The 15,662-nt window shown below is 43.0% G+C and carries 15 protein-coding genes; 10 read left to right on the top strand and 5 right to left on the bottom strand.

Features of this window, described 5'->3' with window-relative positions; genetic code table 11:
- The first annotated feature begins 25 nt into the window (after window positions 1-25).
- The 5 genes from KFT32_RS16575 to KFT32_RS16595 all read left to right on the top strand — a co-directional run bounded on the left by KFT32_RS16575 (window position 26) and on the right by KFT32_RS16595 (window position 4,885).
- Window positions 26-1,249, top strand: a complete 1,224-nt coding sequence (locus KFT32_RS16575) for a multidrug effflux MFS transporter (protein ID WP_211748348.1) — start codon at window positions 26-28, stop codon at window positions 1,247-1,249.
- 350 nt (window positions 1,250-1,599) lie between these two features.
- On the top strand, window positions 1,600-2,205 hold the full coding sequence (locus tag KFT32_RS16580) for a copper resistance CopC family protein (RefSeq protein ID WP_211748349.1): 606 nt from the start codon (window positions 1,600-1,602) through the stop codon (window positions 2,203-2,205).
- 2 nt (window positions 2,206-2,207) lie between these two features.
- On the top strand, window positions 2,208-3,287 hold the full coding sequence (locus KFT32_RS16585) for a copper resistance D family protein (protein WP_211748350.1): 1,080 nt from the start codon (window positions 2,208-2,210) through the stop codon (window positions 3,285-3,287).
- 161 nt (window positions 3,288-3,448) lie between these two features.
- On the top strand, window positions 3,449-3,760 hold the full coding sequence (locus KFT32_RS16590; protein ID WP_211748351.1) for an ArsR/SmtB family transcription factor: 312 nt from the start codon (window positions 3,449-3,451) through the stop codon (window positions 3,758-3,760).
- Window positions 3,761-3,901: 141 nt separating this feature from the next.
- A complete protein-coding gene (locus KFT32_RS16595) occupies window positions 3,902-4,885 on the top strand; it encodes a Gfo/Idh/MocA family protein (protein ID WP_211748352.1) in 984 nt (327 codons plus the stop codon).
- Window positions 4,886-4,970: 85 nt separating this feature from the next.
- On the opposite strand, the gene KFT32_RS16600 is transcribed toward KFT32_RS16595, so the two are convergent.
- Both KFT32_RS16600 and KFT32_RS16605 read right to left on the bottom strand, forming a co-directional pair.
- Entirely contained in the window at window positions 4,971-5,456 is a 486-nt protein-coding gene (locus tag KFT32_RS16600; protein ID WP_211748353.1) for a CarD family transcriptional regulator, read from the bottom strand.
- Between the two features lie 184 nt (window positions 5,457-5,640).
- Window positions 5,641-6,924, bottom strand: a complete 1,284-nt coding sequence (locus KFT32_RS16605) for an ammonium transporter (RefSeq protein ID WP_211748354.1) — start codon at window positions 6,922-6,924, stop codon at window positions 5,641-5,643.
- Window positions 6,925-7,496: 572 nt separating this feature from the next.
- Between KFT32_RS16605 and KFT32_RS16610 the strand changes: the two genes are divergently transcribed.
- Window positions 7,497-8,639: an AI-2E family transporter gene (locus KFT32_RS16610; RefSeq protein WP_211748355.1), complete on the top strand. Its 1,143-nt coding sequence runs from the start codon at window positions 7,497-7,499 to the stop codon at window positions 8,637-8,639.
- Between the two features lie 80 nt (window positions 8,640-8,719).
- Here KFT32_RS16610 and KFT32_RS16615 read toward each other — a convergent pair whose 3' ends face one another.
- Entirely contained in the window at window positions 8,720-9,094 is a 375-nt protein-coding gene (locus KFT32_RS16615) for an ArsR/SmtB family transcription factor (RefSeq protein ID WP_211748412.1), read from the bottom strand.
- Between the two features lie 191 nt (window positions 9,095-9,285).
- Here KFT32_RS16615 and KFT32_RS16620 point away from each other — a divergent pair, with 191 nt between their 5' ends.
- On the top strand, window positions 9,286-11,607 hold the full coding sequence (locus tag KFT32_RS16620) for a heavy metal translocating P-type ATPase (protein WP_211748413.1): 2,322 nt from the start codon (window positions 9,286-9,288) through the stop codon (window positions 11,605-11,607).
- A 59-nt stretch (window positions 11,608-11,666) separates the two neighbouring features.
- Here KFT32_RS16620 and KFT32_RS16625 read toward each other — a convergent pair whose 3' ends face one another.
- Window positions 11,667-11,999 (bottom strand): hypothetical protein, encoded by a 333-nt coding sequence (locus KFT32_RS16625; RefSeq protein WP_211748356.1) that lies wholly within the window; start codon window positions 11,997-11,999, stop codon window positions 11,667-11,669.
- Window positions 12,000-12,215: 216 nt separating this feature from the next.
- Here KFT32_RS16625 and KFT32_RS16630 point away from each other — a divergent pair, with 216 nt between their 5' ends.
- Both KFT32_RS16630 and KFT32_RS16635 read left to right on the top strand, forming a co-directional pair.
- Window positions 12,216-13,649 carry an aldehyde dehydrogenase family protein gene (locus tag KFT32_RS16630; protein ID WP_481856346.1) on the top strand — a complete coding sequence of 478 codons (1,434 nt, stop codon included), beginning with the start codon at window positions 12,216-12,218 and terminating at the stop codon, window positions 13,647-13,649.
- Window positions 13,650-13,818: 169 nt separating this feature from the next.
- Window positions 13,819-14,565, top strand: a complete 747-nt coding sequence (locus KFT32_RS16635; protein ID WP_211748358.1) for a MerR family transcriptional regulator — start codon at window positions 13,819-13,821, stop codon at window positions 14,563-14,565.
- Window positions 14,566-14,669: 104 nt separating this feature from the next.
- Here KFT32_RS16635 and KFT32_RS16640 read toward each other — a convergent pair whose 3' ends face one another.
- Complete coding sequence (locus KFT32_RS16640; RefSeq protein ID WP_211748359.1) at window positions 14,670-15,152, bottom strand: GAF domain-containing protein; 483 nt, start codon at window positions 15,150-15,152, stop codon at window positions 14,670-14,672.
- 199 nt (window positions 15,153-15,351) lie between these two features.
- Here KFT32_RS16640 and KFT32_RS16645 point away from each other — a divergent pair, with 199 nt between their 5' ends.
- Window positions 15,352-15,636, top strand: coding sequence for a hypothetical protein (locus tag KFT32_RS16645; protein WP_211748360.1), 285 nt, complete (start codon window positions 15,352-15,354; stop codon window positions 15,634-15,636).
- The last annotated feature ends 26 nt before the right edge of the window (window positions 15,637-15,662 follow it).

Consider the following 15,662-nt stretch of genomic DNA (forward strand, 5'->3'; position numbering starts at 1 on the left):
TATCTATATAAAGGAGAGAACACCAATGAAACAAGCTCAGGCGATCCAGGAAACACCGGATCGTGCGAAGCGGCTCTGGCTGGCATTTATACTCGGAACACTGTCGGCCTTCGGCCCATTCTCACTAGATATGTACCTGCCTGCACTCACCATACTGGCAGAAGATTTAAACACAACTGCGTCGTATGCTCAGCTCAGTCTTACGGCGTGTATGCTAGGACTTGCGATCGGTCAGCTCGTAGCAGGTCCCATTAGTGATGCAAGAGGAAGACGTGGACCGCTGCTGGTCGGACTCGGATTATTTTCTGTATCTTCGGTGCTATGTTTCATAGCTCCTTCTATTGAAATGTTTGTAGTCATGCGATTTATTCAAGGGGCGGCAGGCGCAGCCGGAATTGTAATCTCAAGAGCGGTCGTTCGCGACTTGTATTCGGGCACAGAGCTTACCAAATTCTTTTCTTTGCTCATGCTCATTAACGGAGCGGCTCCGATCATTGCACCTATTGCCGGCGGTCAGCTGCTCACGGTTACTTCTTGGCGAGGTGTATTCGTCGTTCTCACAGCTATTGGGGTGTTATCCCTCATTGGTGTAGTGCTTGGCCTTCCTGAGTCACTATCGAAAGATCGACGCACAGAAGGAGGGCTGCGCCAGACATTTAAAGCCTTTAGTGCGATTATGAGAGATCGGGTGTTTATGGGCTATGCGCTAGCCCAAGGTTTTGTAGGAGCAGCGATGTTTGCTTATATTGCAGGATCGCCTTTTGTACTTCAAAAGATCTATGAAGTTACTCCTCAAACCTATAGTTTGATTTTTGCCATGAATGGAGCAGGCATTATTATAGCTAGTCAATTTGCTGGAAGACTCGCTGGAAGAATTGGAGAATCGAGACTGTTAATTACGGGGCTATCCATTGCTGGTGTAGGCGGGGTCAGCCTGCTGCTAGCCATATTAGCAGACGCGCCGCTGGTTGGTATTTTGATTCCGCTCTTTCTGGTTGTATCCTGTGTCGGGATTGTAAACACCGCCTCTTTTGGACTTGCTATGCAAAATCAGAAAAATTCTGCGGGTAGTGCGTCAGCATTACTTGGCGTTCTTACCTTCCTATTCGGGGGACTGGTAGCCCCGCTCGTCGGACTCGGAGGCGAAGATACCGCTGTTCCGATGGGAATCGTTATTGCAGCTGCCGATGTGCTTGCTATTGTCGTCTATGTTCTGATGATCGGTTTGCGCTCACGAAAATCGTCTTGATGATGATCTTCGTATGGAATGGGAAGAAGAGAGGATTTAGATCCTCTCTTCTTTTTTAGGTTATCTGAGGATTGGAATGGGAAATATTTATACTATGTAAAATAAATATAGGTTCGACAGACACGTGGTTAAAAGGTATAGAATATAGAATGGGTCAATGACATGGGTCATTATATATTGAGATATTTGAAGTGAAGTTTGTTTTTTGTTCAAAATTTATCCTTTATATGATGTTTTTAATGGAACGTATGACCCGACTGGGCTATTCTCCTGTTCTACGAGTATGCGTTATGCTGAGTCGTAAGTTGATACCAATAATCTAGAAGAGAGAGAAAGGATCGATAATAAAAATGATGAAAAAAGGAATTCTTACCCTGGTTCTGTTTCTAATGCTGATGCCAGGCGCCGCTTTTGCACATACCGGACTTGAGAACGCTACCCCTGGAGACGGTGAGACGGTTACTACGGCTGTAAACGAACTGGTGCTTCAATTTGAAACAGCGATTGAACCGCTTAGCGAAGTTAAAGTTGTGAATGAGCAAGGTAATGAAGTTGAACTTGCCGATATAGAGATCAATAAAGATACGCTTACAGGAAAACTGAACGAACCGCTTCCGAATGGTAAATATACAGTGAACTGGACAATCGTTGGAGAAGACGGGCATACGATTAGTAATAAATATGCTTTTACTGTGAATGTGCCGGAAGCTCCTGCTGAGACGGAACAGCCGAATGATACAGCAACAGAAGAAGGAAGCACAGATGGCGATACTCCTGTAACGAATGAAGATACGACAGGACAAGCAAACAACGATAATACAGCTGCTCCTAAAGATGATGTTACACCTGTACAAGAAGCGAACAATACAGGAAACACGGGGATTTGGATTGCTCTTGTTGTTGTCGTGATTGTTGCGGGAGCTTATGTGGTAGTACGCCGTAAAGGGAAGAAATAAAAATGGGTTTTCTTAGCGAAGGCCTGCTCTATATCTGTTACGCTTTCCTAATGGGAACATTGATTGTGCAGCTTGTTCCTGCTACTGCCAAGCCGAACCTTCGTATCCCTCGTCAGGCTGTCCTATGGAGTATTGTAGGCACAATGTTGCTGGCATTTGCGCCCTTGCTGCAAATCATTATGCGTTTTGGTCCAGGAATAGGGTACGGAAAGGCCATATCTACAGTACTCTTCTCTTTTAAAGAAGGAAAAGCGTACCTGCTTGTATTCGGACTTTGCTTATTGTTGCTGCTGACATTTTTGCTCGTTAAAAATGCACTGCAGGATAAGAAGATATTGTATCCGTCTTTACTGATTGTCCTTTGTATTATAGGAACCTTCGGATATGTAAGTCATGTAGGTGCGATCGGAGGAATCGGGGGAGCTGTAATTCAATTCACCCATATGTTAGCTATGGCAGTATGGACCGGAATTCTTTTTTCAGTCGCATGGTTTACGGCGGAAGCTCGCCACTGGGAGCGTTTCTTGAAATGGTTTACGCCTGTATCGATCGCATGTGTCGTACTGATTCTGGTATCAGGACTCCTCACGATGACTTATACGGTACCTGAATATATTAACTCTTGGATATTGCCGTATGGGCAGGCGTTATTAATGAAGCATTTGTTGTTTGTTCCGATTATTATCTTTGGTTTTTGCAATGGGTTTTTGATTCGGAGTAAAATGGAGCTGAAACAAGGCTTTGCTGTAATTCCTTGGCTTAAAGCAGAAACTATCCTCATTCTGTTTGTGTTTCTGTTCACGGCCTTGATGTCTCAGGAAGCACCACCTCATGCTGTAGCTGAAACACTTCAATATAATGACCCTTCGGCGGTTTTCATGGCGCTTCATCCCGAAGCTAGTGTTCCGTTGCAGTGGCAATTTTCGTTCCCGGCAGCTGCCCTTACTGTACTTGCATTGATTGTGCTTGCGGGAATGGTTTACTCTTTTGTTAATAGGAGAAGTAGACCTGGAATGACGCTGCTTATTGGATTTGTTTTTGTGATCACGGCATATGGAGCTCTTATGTTAAGCGTGCAATAAGCGTTGATGGATAAGAACTCGCTGTAATAGGATACCGCCTTTATCAATGTTGATGAAGGTGGTGTTTTTTATTTTTATACAACATTTCATTCACTGCCGATTAGCGATATGAAGGGGATTCTTTTATTTACAAATAGAAAGGAGCATATATAATTAAGCGTATGGAACCTATTACAATTCATAAAGTGTTGTCTAATGAGACAAGGCGGGATATTCTTGAATGGCTCAAAAATCCGGAAGAACATTTCGGAGACCTATATCATACGCCCCCAAACGGCAATCGGGCTAAAGGGGTATGTGTGGGTGATATTCAGGCAAAGGCAGGGCTTGCACAATCCGTTATTTCAAATTATTTGCTAACGATGCAAAAGGCCGGTCTACTCTCGTCGGAACGTGTTGGTCAGTGGACATATTACAGACGGAACGAAGATGTGATTCAGCAATTTTGTGATGACCTCAAAAAAAATCTATAGAGAAAGGAGGCTTTTTTTCATCATAATCATCTAGATTTTTAGATATAGAGATATGTAACCCACGCTAAAAACCCCTCCTATTCATTTATGATACAATGACAAAAAAGATAAAAAGAGCATGAGCATGAGGAGTGATTCGATTTGGTACGCTTCGGTATTATCGGAACCAATAAAATTACAGAGCAGTTTCTGGAAGCAGCGGGTACGCTAGCTGATTTCAAGTTGACTGCAGTTTATTCCCGGACAGAGAATCGAGCTAAAGAGTTTGCCGCAAAACACGGCGCTGAACATATTTATACGAATCTTGAGCTAATGGCTGCAAGTGAAGAGATCGACGCGGTATACATTGCAAGTCCAAATTCGTTACACAGCGAACAAGCAGTGCTGATGATGAATCATGGCAAACATGTACTTTGTGAGAAGCCGATTGCTTCGAACAGTAAGCAACTTCAGCACATGCTTGATGCAGCTGCTGCGAATAAAGTCGTGCTTATGGAAGCAATGAAATCTACGCTTCTCCCCGGTTTTGCTGCTATTCAGGATCAACTGCCTAAGCTGGGTACAGTTCGTAAATTTATGGTGAACTACTGCCAGTACTCATCACGTTATGATGCTTATAAAGAAGGCAATGTACAGAACGCATTTAAACCTGAATTCTCCAATGGGTCTCTCATGGATATTGGAATCTACTGCATTTATCCGATGGTTGTTCTATTTGGTCAACCGGAGAACATTAAGGCCACAAGCGTGATGCTGGATTCGGGTGTGGATGGAGAAGGAAGTATTGTCCTCCAGTATAAAGAGATGGAAGGAGTTATTACATACTCCAAAATTACGAACTCCTATTTGCCATCTGAAATCCAAGGTGAAGCAGGAAGTATGGTTATTGATCATATTAATGTGCCTGGAAAAGTGCAGATTCATTATCGTCAAGGTGAAACAGAGACAATCTCCGAAGCGTTTGATGGTCCTACCATGCAGTACGAGGCAGCGGAATTTATCCGTCTTGTGCAAAACGGGGAACTAGAATCACCTGTGAATTCTCATCATCATTCCAGTGTGACCATGGCCATTATGGATACGGTTCGTAGACAGATTGGGCTCGTTTATCCGGCCGATCGGTAAAGTATTGGTATAGTAGACAAAAAGATACCCGGTACGCTAGATTCGAGGCGGCCGGGTTATTTGTATGCTTTTTTCATAAATGAAATCAGCTCACTGCATTAATGTTGTTGTCGAGCAGAAGGGAAGCTTCTTCTGGGGAGATATTTCTTGCTGTAATAAGCTCGCTAATAACGAGTTTGCGTGCATTATTCAGCATGTTTTTGTCAGTCCATCCAAGAGATTTTCTTGTATTCAGATGGGTTAGGTCCCGAATGACCTGTATTTCCATACAGAGCTCGCCTGTTTTTAGCTTTTGCAGCAGACCTTGCTGCCTTGCGGTTGGATTGGAGGGTAGATCTACGCATTGTTCACGAAAAACGGAGCGTGCGCTTTCCAGCATTTCTTCATCAGCAATATTTCTGATTCCGAGAACTTCGGCATTATGAATAGGGAATGAAACCTCCATTACTGGATGTTTGATGGTTACCTGGTAGTACCACTTTTTCTCCCCGAGAAATTCCTTCTCTTCCATAGCTTCAATATAACCCGCACCATACATTGGATAGAAAATATAATCGCCTACCTGAAACATTGATAAGACTCCCTTTCCTAAAAGACCCTGAAATAAAAAAACGTAATGAGTATTTGCGGCGAGTGTACCTTTATTATAACATATGTTGAATTTAGCCTATTTTCAGGAGAAGTGACGGCACAAAAAAAGAACCTAACGAACGGTATAGCGACCGTCATCAGGTTCTTTTGAATAACTATATGAACTACATAGTAGCGTTGGATTTATTGTTCTCCGCAGAGAGTTGTTCTGGATATCCATAAGTTCCGTGCTCACTCATATCAAGACCAACCAATTCTTCCTCTTCTGATACACGAATACCGATCGTTTTCTTCATGACCCACAGAATAGCGAACGATACAGCGAAAGCGTAGAGTGCACAAGCAACGACACCCAATGCCTGAACACCCAGCTGACCGAAGCCGCCGCCATAGAATAGCCCCGGGTTACCCACCCCAAGTTTTTCTACCAGTTCAGGTGTAGCGAAGAAACCAGTGGAGAGTGTTCCCCAGATTCCTGCGGTACCGTGAGCGGATAGAGCTGCAATGGGATCGTCGATTCTCAACTTCTCGAAGAAACGGATACTGAAGAATACGAGGATACCTGCAATAAGACCGATGACGATCGCTGCCCAGGAATCTACATAAGCACAAGATGCTGTAATCGCAACGAGACCGGCAAGCGCACCATTCAACATCATGCCCACATCAGCTTTACCCATAACTGCCCAAGCAACAAGGAGAGCAGCAACTGCGCCTGCAGCTGCACCAAGCTGTGTATTGATGGCAACAAATCCGAAGAAACTTCCATCTTCTACGGTCAGTGTACTACCAGCGTTAAATCCGAACCAGCCTACCCACAAGATCATTACACCGAGGGTCGTAAAGACTTGGTTATGACCTGGCATATTGTTAGGTTTACCTTCTTTATTATATTTACCGATACGAGGTTTCAACAAAATAGTAGCAGCCAAAGCTGCACAAGCCCCTGTTAAGTGAACTACGGTAGATCCTGCAAAGTCTTGGTCACCATGTTCAGCGAGCCAACCTCCGCCCCAGATCCAATGTGCAATGACCGGATATACGAGGACTGAGAAGAGTACAGCGAAGATCAGATACGCGGAAAGTTTCGCTCTTTCAGCAAAACCGCCCCACGCGATGGACATAGATACCGCAGCAAAAGCCAGTTGAAAGATAAACATGACGCTTGGCGCTATCGTATCATCTGCTGAAGAACCTGTTACATTAAATGCGAAGTAATCGCCCCAACCAATAACTGCATTGCCTTGACCACCAAAGATAAGTGCATAACCGACTGCCCAGAATACGATGGATACAATCCCAACGGTGAAAATCGTCTTACCTGCTACGTGTCCGGCATTCTTCATTCGGGTCGATCCTGCTTCAAGCAAAATAAATCCGCCTTGCATGAACAATACCAAAATGGCCCCCAGCATTACCCAAATACTGTTTATTCCGATGACTTCCATCTGAACCACTCCTCATGTGTATAAAATGCCTTGCATGATCCTGCTGACTTTTTCATATCCGTTACTCTTACCTTAACTGTTGCAAATCACAATCATCTTCATTGAATGAATTCAAATCGTAAGATGTTGATCTGCCATCTGAAAAAAAGGTTTGCTGAATCCGCATAATCCTCAGAAAGGTTAAGGTTCCTGTTTAAAGGCTCTGACCGTATTTTAGGGGTAAAACCAGTTGTTGTCAATATAGCTAACATAAGAACTTTTTATTTTTCCTAAATTTACATAATAATTGTACATTTGTTTGCACTTTTATACACATATAAGATCTGATATGCATTAATCAGTGTGAATATAATCTAAAGGGAGTGACCGAAAGACGGGAAAGGGAGAGATATAGAGTGGAAATATTGATTTTTTTGTTGATAGAATAGCTGACATGGATCGGGGGTGTGCATTCGATTTTTGTTTTTGAAACGGATATCACAGAAAAACGTATGAAAATTAGGCTATTTTCATTAGTATAGTATATATATGAACAAAGATAAGTTTGTATACAGTAAGAAAGGGATGCATTCATGGAACAAGAGAGAGTTTGGCCAGACAGATTTAAACGATTTTTTCTCAATAATAAATTTGTTCTTTTTTTGTTGATTGTCTTGTTGATCGGTCTCAATATTATGATCCTTAACAAGGTCTCATTTGTTTTCCGGCCTCTAGAGGTCCTGCTCAGAACCATTGTACTGCCGATTGTGCTAACGGGTGTTGTGTATTATTTGCTGAATCCGCTAGTTGATTTGCTAGAACGACGTGGCTTGAAAAGAGTGTATTCGATTCTGGTCTTATATCTTCTTATCGCTGCGATTATTACGATTGTAGTTCTGGCTGTTATTCCGGTTGTGCGTCAACAGGTTAATGATCTGATCCACAATTTCCCAACGTATTACGCAAATGTTGTGTTACAGTTTGAACAGCTTATCGGAAGTGAATATTTGACACAGATCCAGGCTGCCATTAATGTGAATTTTGATGACATGATTAAGGATCTATCCAAACAGGCAAGCAGCATTCTGGATACAACTTTTTCGGGGATTGGCGGATTCTTAGGAATTCTTACAGAGACCGTGCTCACGATTGTGACCGTACCATTTATTCTTTTCTATCTTCTGAAAGACGGTAAAAAATTACCGAAATACCTGCTATCCTTCTTGCCAACGAATATGCGACCAGGGACGACTCGGATCCTTTCCGAATCCAACCATCAAATTAGCTCTTATATTCGCGGGCAAATTATCGTAAGTTTCTGTATCGGTGTCTTGCTGTACATTGGTTATGTAATTATTGGCCTTGACTATGCATTGATTCTTGCGACAATTGCGTCTTTTACAAGTATTGTTCCTTATCTCGGACCAGCGATAGCTATTACGCCTGCGCTTATCGTAGCAGCCTTTACATCGCCAATTATGTTGCTGAAAATGATTGCTGTGTGGACCATTGTTCAACTCGTGGAGGGTAAATTTATATCTCCTCAGATTATGGGCAAATCACTAAAAGTGCACCCCATCACTATTATTTTTGTCATTCTGACAGCAGGTAATCTGTTCGGGGTGGTTGGTATCTTACTGGCCGTACCAGGTTATGCGGTATTAAAAGTATTGTGCACTCATTTGTTCCTCTGGTTCAAAGACAGTTCGGGACTATACGAAAATGAAGTAAAATAAAATACAAAAAGAAGCCACCTACAAATCTTCGTATTTGCAGGTGGCTTCTTTTTTTTGTTGTGGTAAAAGGTAAACCGAACTTACTCGTGTTTAATATGCTGGAGAGTCTGAATAAAGATCTGTTCAATATGTCCATCGTCGAGCGAATAGTATACGGTTTTGCCCTCTTTACGCCGCTTCACGATACGCATGTTGCGTAAGGAACGAAGCTGATGGGAAATTGCGGATTGTCCCATATCCAAAAGCACTGTGAGATCGTGAACGCATAATTCTCTCTGTAATAAAGCATCAATAATACGAAGGCGGGTTGGGTCGCTGAATGCTTTGAACCAGTCAGCCATTTGCACCGACGTTGTTTTGTCTAATAATGAAATCTGCACCTTGTCCAGTGGAGTATCTGAACCGGAGCACGTAGCATCGCAATCTTCTATAGGTATTATTTTTTGTTCTTCCATGTGTATCACCGCCTCTTATATAGCTTTATTATAGCCAAAATGAGGGGGAGTGCATAAAAATAAATTTTTTCCACAAGGATCATTGACTTCATCGGCGACAGGTGAATATAATAATCGTATAACATATGAATGGTTGCTCATATATTGTTTTATATCGTTTTCCTAAAGGAAGTAAGAGGGGATGAGTGAGTGTGAGTACTGAAGCGAAACAAGTGAAACGGGAACTGCTTTTGGAAGGTCTTGACTGTGCAAATTGTGCAATGAAGATTGAAGATGGGGTCAAAAAAGTACAGGGAGTTACGTCTGCATCTGTTAATTTTGCGACTTGCAAAATGATCCTAACTGCACAAGAAGACATGGAAAACGACGTGATTGTTGAAGCAAAACGTAAAATTAAACAGTTGGATTCACATATTAAAGTCTCTGTGGTAGGTGAGAAGAGTGGTCATGGGATTAGCGCAGACCAACTGAATCATGGATCTCCTCCAGCTCAGAACAAGATAAAGGGCGGGCACCATCATCATGAACATGGACACGATCATGGACACGAGCACAGCGACTCCGATGAACATGGCCATGAAGGACATACTCATGATCATAGTTCAGGCAAGCTGCGTGGAACTTTGGTCAGATTAGGAGCAGGAACACTTCTTGCTGTCATGGCGGTATTATTACCCGTAAGCGGCTGGGCTGAGATTACACTGTTTTTGCTTGCATATCTACTCATTGGTGGAGATGTGCTATGGCAGGCAGTGCGAAATATATCAAGGGGCCAGGTTTTTGATGAGTTTTTCTTGATGTCGATTGCTACCATTGGTGCTTTTGCTATTCAAGAATTTCCGGAAGCCGTCGCTGTAATGTTGTTTTACCAAATTGGCGAGATGTTTCAAAGTCTGGCCGTTAATCGTTCGCGTAAGTCCATACAGTCGCTAATGAACATTCGGCCGGATTACGCTAACTTGGAGACAGAACAAGGTACTCGAAAGGTATCACCTGAAGAAGTAGAGGTTGGAAACTTCATTATTGTGAAGCCTGGAGAGCGCGTGCCGCTGGACGGCGTTGTTGTGACAGGGACTTCCATGCTGGATACCTCTGCACTTACAGGAGAATCTCTTCCGAGAGAGGCAGCCCCAGGTAGTGATATGCTTAGTGGTTTTGTTAATTTGAATGGTGTCCTGAAAATCGAGGTTACTAAATCTTATGGAGAATCAACGGTATCAAAAATCCTAGATCTTGTTCAAAATGCTTCGAATAAAAAAGCACCAACAGAAACATTTATCAATAAATTTGCAAGAGTTTATACACCGATCGTAGTCATTGTAGCCGTCCTTCTGGCGGTTGTTCCACCGCTTGTCCTAAGTGGAGCAGAATTTTCTGATTGGCTTTATCGTGCTCTTATTTTTCTTGTTATTTCGTGTCCTTGTGCTCTGGTTGTTTCGATTCCACTGGGATTCTTCGGAGGGATTGGAGCCGCGTCCAAAGCTGGGGTACTCGTTAAAGGCGGAAATTATTTGGAGGCCCTAAGCGATGTTAGAACCGTTGTCTTTGATAAAACGGGTACCCTAACGGAAGGTGTTTTTGAAGTTACGGGTATTTATCCAGCTCGCTTTGCTTCTACAGCTGATGTTACGGAGGAAGCAGCAAAACAAAGAGTGCTAGAATATACAGCTTATGCGGAACTTCATTCACACCATCCGATTGCAGAATCCATTCGGAAAGCTTATCAAGACACGCTTCGGGAAGAGCGGGTTACAGATTATGAGGAATTATCTGGTCACGGGATACGAGCTGTGGTAGATAATCATGTAGTTCTTGCAGGGAACACTAAATTAATGGATCAGCAGGGCGTCACGTATGAAGAAGTGGTACAGTACGGTACCGTGATTCATTTAGCCATTGATGGTTCTTACGCTGGGCATATCGTCATTTCTGACCGAATCAAGGCAGATGCTGCACACGCAATCCGTGAACTTCGGTCACTCTCCATTCGGAAGACGGTGATGCTCACGGGCGATGTTCGTTCCGTAGCTGAATCGGTTGCCGGAGAACTTGGAGTGGATGAAGTCCATGCAGAATTGCTTCCGCAGCACAAAGTAGAGCAAATGGAGCGTATTACAGCATCGAAAGGCTCGAAGGATAAAGTGATGTTTGTCGGCGATGGGATTAATGATACTCCGGTTCTTGCCCAGGCCGATGTAGGCGTTGCGATGGGTGGCCTAGGATCCGATGCTGCCATTGAAGCTGCCGACATCGTTATTATGACCGATGAGCCTTCCAAGATTGCAACTGCCATTCGAATTGCTAAACGGACACGAGCCATTGTGTGGCAAAATATTATTTTCGCGCTTGGTGTTAAGGGTGTATTTCTTCTCCTTGGCGCATTCGGTATAGCAACGATGTGGGAGGCTGTCTTCTCAGACGTAGGCGTCACGGTTCTTGCTGTATTGAACTCCATGCGTATATTAAAATATAAAGAGCCTACTGCAACAACAGCTCATTCAGAAACAGTATAATCTTTTAAAAGTCTACACCTTATTGAAAAGGTGTAGACTTTTTTTATGGAGACTCCACACTATTTATTGAGCTCTGTAGATTCCTCTTCCAGACTGGACTTCAGTTTATGAAGCTTGAGTGTTTTACGACGGTGGCTTGCTAAGGCAACTTGTCGCTTAGCTGGAGGTAGGAGGACCCATCGTTTAAATGCAGATGTACCTAATATGCTCGTGATTATTGGATAAGGAGCATGGATGACATGGAGTGCAGCGTATAACGATGTGCTGAAAATCATTTCTGTAAAAAGGAAGTACATAATATCAGAGCTACTGACGATGATAACTGAATATTTCGGGGGACGAGGAGAGGAACTTGCTGAAAAATATTGACCGACAACACGGTATTTCATCATCTCGTTCCTCCTTCCTGTAGGACCTGAATTTTCTTTTTATCCTATGTTTGGAAAGCTTGGTTCTATGTTCATCCATGTGCACAGGTTCAGGTAGAAAAATAAGCTGTTACTGTTTTAATTACAGCCAGAAGGATATTACATTATATAAGCATTTATTCATATGGAACTATCTTTCATAGATGAATCGTACTTTTACACTAAATGGAGGGTTTTATTATGTTGCTACAACATTTATTTATTAACGGACAATGGAGAGAGGGGAAAACATATCAAACATTGCTTTCTCCTTATAGCGGCGAAACCATTGCCCAAGTTGCTATTGCGTCAGAACAAGATGTGGAAGATGCCATTGATGGTGCGGTGGAAGCTTTTAAAGTCACTCGAAAGATGGCAGCGCATGAACGGTCTGCTGTACTGGGAAAAGTAGTTGAACTGCTAAAAGAACGGAAAGAAGAGGCAGCGGAACTGATTGCTAAGGAAGCAGCCAAACCAATTAAGACGGCAAGAGGTGAGGTTGACAGAACGATTGAGACTTATCGTTTTGCAGCAGAAGAAGCAAAGCGGATTCAGGGCGAGACGTTGCCGATGGATGCAGCTCCAGGCGGAGAGGGGAGAATTGCTTACACAGTTAAAGAACCTGTAGGCGTTGTAGGAGCGATAACTCCTTTTAACTTTCCAATGAATCTCGTTGCACATAAGCTGGGACCGGCCATTGCGGCAGGGAATACCGTGGTGCTGAAGCCAGCAGGACAAACCCCGTTGTCTGCATACTTCATTGTTGAACTGTTTGAAAAAGCAGGTCTACCCAAAGGTGCTCTTCAGGTGATCAGTGGGAGCGGAAAAACGATCGGAGATAAGCTTGTTACTGATCCTCGTGTGAAGCATATTACTTTTACGGGCAGTCCAAAAGTAGGTGTTGGGATTCGTGAAAAAGCAGGCTTAAAAGGGGTGACACTGGAACTCGGCTCGAACTCAGCTGTTATTGTTGATGAAGAGGTGGATAACTTAGAGTCAATTGCCGGCCGAGTTGTAACAGGGGCGTACTCTTTTCAAGGACAGGTTTGTATATCGGTTCAGCGGGTGTATGTCCATGAACGTATTGCGGATACATTTACCCAGCTCTTAGCTGAGAAGGTGTCTAATTTACGTATAGGGGATCCACTCGATCCGAATACAGATGTATCTGCACTGATTACAGAGGAGGATACACAGCGAGTACAGGAATGGATCAGGGAAGCCGAGTCAGAGGGTGGAAAAGTGGTTGTTGGTGGAGAAGTGGAAGGCCGTGTGCTCAAGCCAGCGATCCTGACGGGCGTTCCTCGCTCTGCTAAAGTATCGAGTCATGAGGTATTTGGGCCTGTTATGGTACTTCACAGGGTAAATTCGATAAAAGATGCGATAGAGCAGGTGAATGATTCGATGTTCGGTCTCCAAGCAGGTATTTTCACGAAAAATATACATCATGCACTAGAAGCGGCGGAGGCTCTTGAAGTGGGGGGAGTCATGATTAACGATACACCAACGTTCCGGGTAGATCATATGCCTTATGGTGGTGTTAAGCAAAGCGGACACGGTAGAGAAGGTATAAAGTATGCTATAGAAGAAATGACAGAACTCAAACTTGTCGTTATCAATAGAAACGAGCAGTAGTAATCTACGGAGAATGAAAAGTAATCAACCCTATAAATGATGAATCCCATTAATTGTTTTTTTTGTATAATAAGGTTCATGTCGGATAGAACGGGTAACTAACAAGATGTAGAAAAATTCGAAGCTGAGTCATAGAAGGTACTAAAAAGAAAATGAGGGGGTGGTGAAGTTGCCGTACACACTTGATGACCTATCCTTTATTACAGGGGTAGATCAGGAAACGTTGTATTCTTATCATGAAGAAGGTTTGCTTGAATCGCCTGCGGATGCAGACCTAACTCCACAGTACGGGTATGATAGTTTACTTGCATTGCAACAAATTATGCTGTACCGGGAACAATCGATACCTGTGTATGAGATCAAGGAACATTTGAAATCTGAACCGAAAGCACTGCTCGGAAGACTGCATGATCATCGATTATATTTATTAAGAGAGTCTCACCGAATTCATACCTTAATTCAATCCGTTGATCAAACCATAGAGTCTCTTGAACTGAATAAAGAGATCGAACCAAGCCGATTGTTCGAGGGGTTCAGTCAAAGGAAGCAGCATGAACAATTCTCCTCAGACCCTTCCTATTTCTCGAAAAATGAAGGGGGAAATGAGCCCCCTCCAATGAAGATGAAGGAAGATTATCTAGCTTCTCAGAAGACACTGGACACGATTAATGAACAGCTACAACATGCGATGGAAAGAGGGCTGGCACCGGCGACTGAGGAAGTACAAAAAATAGTACGGATGCATTTGGATTGGGTGAGGCAGTTTTATACACCGACAGCAGCGATATATAAAGGTCTGGCAGAACTTTATGTAGAACAGGCAGGATATAGAGAAATATATAATCGTTATCATCCTGGAATGGCGGAGTACTTGCGTGACAGTATGTTTGTATTAGCTGAGGATGAACTTGAATAGTTAAGGAGCTTAATGATTACGTTAGTGAAATAAAATGGAATGAAAAAAAACAGACACCCTGAGAAACATTTTGGGGTGCCTGTTTTTTTGAGATGGAGTTATTTTTATAGCTGCTCAGACAAGATCGCTACAAACTGTTCTAGAAACTTCTGATCTTCTTGATCAAAACGAGATAATGACGGACTGTCGATATCCAGCACACCGAACAATGCTCCATCCTTCACAATAGGTACAACAATTTCGCTATTGGTTGCAGCGTCACAAGCAATATGACCAGGGAACTCGTGAACATTCTCAATCAGTAACGTACGACGTTCCTGTGCAGAAGTGCCGCATACGCCTCTTCCGAGTGCAATGCGGATGCAAGCAGGGAGCCCTTGGAATGGTCCAAGGACGAGCTCTTTGCCATCATAAATATAAAACCCGACCCAATTGATATCCTTCAAAAACAAATTTAGCAAAGCAGATGCATTCGCCATGTTCGCTACCGCATTGTCTTCTTCATAAATAAGGCCTTTCAACTGATCGAGGACAGCTTTGTATTGCTCTTGACGTGTACCTTCGTACGCAGCCGTTTGAAATGACATGTGTAATCACCTTCCCAGAAGTCGTTAGAATATGTTGATTCATGCGTGAAGCATGGAATTGTCGTTATATTCAGTTAATTGTAAGTGATTGATCTATCATAGGCAAGGGTAATGATGAAGTAAACACTGGAATGTGATGTAAGCACAAGATACCTTCGTATTTTGCTTGTCTATTCTAATCATAAGGAGGAATTATCATATGCTCGCAGACACACAAAATTTATTTATCCGAATTCACATGCTTCATATGGCTCAAAGTGAAGATTTGACGGTTACAGGCGTTCTTACCGCACTAGAAACTCAAGGGTACCGAGTAGGAGAGCGCGAAGTTAAACAAGAGCTGGAGAGACTTACGCAGGAAAATTTTCTGACTTCTCATGACGATAAGTTCAGTATTACGGGTGCGGGTATTGCTGAATTTAAAGAAGTTCAGACTGTGCTAGGTTCCATGACAGCTGAGGTCGTAGAGACTGAGGCAGTGTAATTAATTTATTTATATGTAAAAGAAGA

The organism is Paenibacillus sp. Marseille-Q4541 (assembly GCF_018310695.1).
In the GTDB taxonomy this organism is placed as follows: domain Bacteria; phylum Bacillota; class Bacilli; order Paenibacillales; family Paenibacillaceae; genus Paenibacillus.

Bases quoted from the DNA above. Each gene is read 5' to 3' on its own strand.
- KFT32_RS16615 (WP_211748412.1), bottom strand. From the start codon at position 9,094: ATGGAAGAACAAAAAATAATACCTATAGAAGATTGCGATGCTACGTGC.
- KFT32_RS16630 (WP_481856346.1), top strand. From the start codon at position 12,216: ATGTTGCTACAACATTTATTTATTAACGGACAATGGAGAGAGGGGAAA.
- KFT32_RS16575 (WP_211748348.1), top strand. From the start codon at position 26: ATGAAACAAGCTCAGGCGATCCAGGAAACACCGGATCGTGCGAAGCGG.
- KFT32_RS16600 (WP_211748353.1), bottom strand. From the start codon at position 5,456: ATGTTTCAGGTAGGCGATTATATTTTCTATCCAATGTATGGTGCGGGT.
- KFT32_RS16580 (WP_211748349.1), top strand. From the start codon at position 1,600: ATGATGAAAAAAGGAATTCTTACCCTGGTTCTGTTTCTAATGCTGATG.
- KFT32_RS16610 (WP_211748355.1), top strand. From the start codon at position 7,497: ATGGAACAAGAGAGAGTTTGGCCAGACAGATTTAAACGATTTTTTCTC.
- KFT32_RS16605 (WP_211748354.1), bottom strand. From the start codon at position 6,924: ATGGAAGTCATCGGAATAAACAGTATTTGGGTAATGCTGGGGGCCATT.
- KFT32_RS16590 (WP_211748351.1), top strand. From the start codon at position 3,449: ATGGAACCTATTACAATTCATAAAGTGTTGTCTAATGAGACAAGGCGG.
- KFT32_RS16645 (WP_211748360.1), top strand. From the start codon at position 15,352: ATGCTCGCAGACACACAAAATTTATTTATCCGAATTCACATGCTTCAT.
- KFT32_RS16625 (WP_211748356.1), bottom strand. From the start codon at position 11,999: ATGATGAAATACCGTGTTGTCGGTCAATATTTTTCAGCAAGTTCCTCT.
- KFT32_RS16585 (WP_211748350.1), top strand. From the start codon at position 2,208: ATGGGTTTTCTTAGCGAAGGCCTGCTCTATATCTGTTACGCTTTCCTA.
- KFT32_RS16640 (WP_211748359.1), bottom strand. From the start codon at position 15,152: ATGTCATTTCAAACGGCTGCGTACGAAGGTACACGTCAAGAGCAATAC.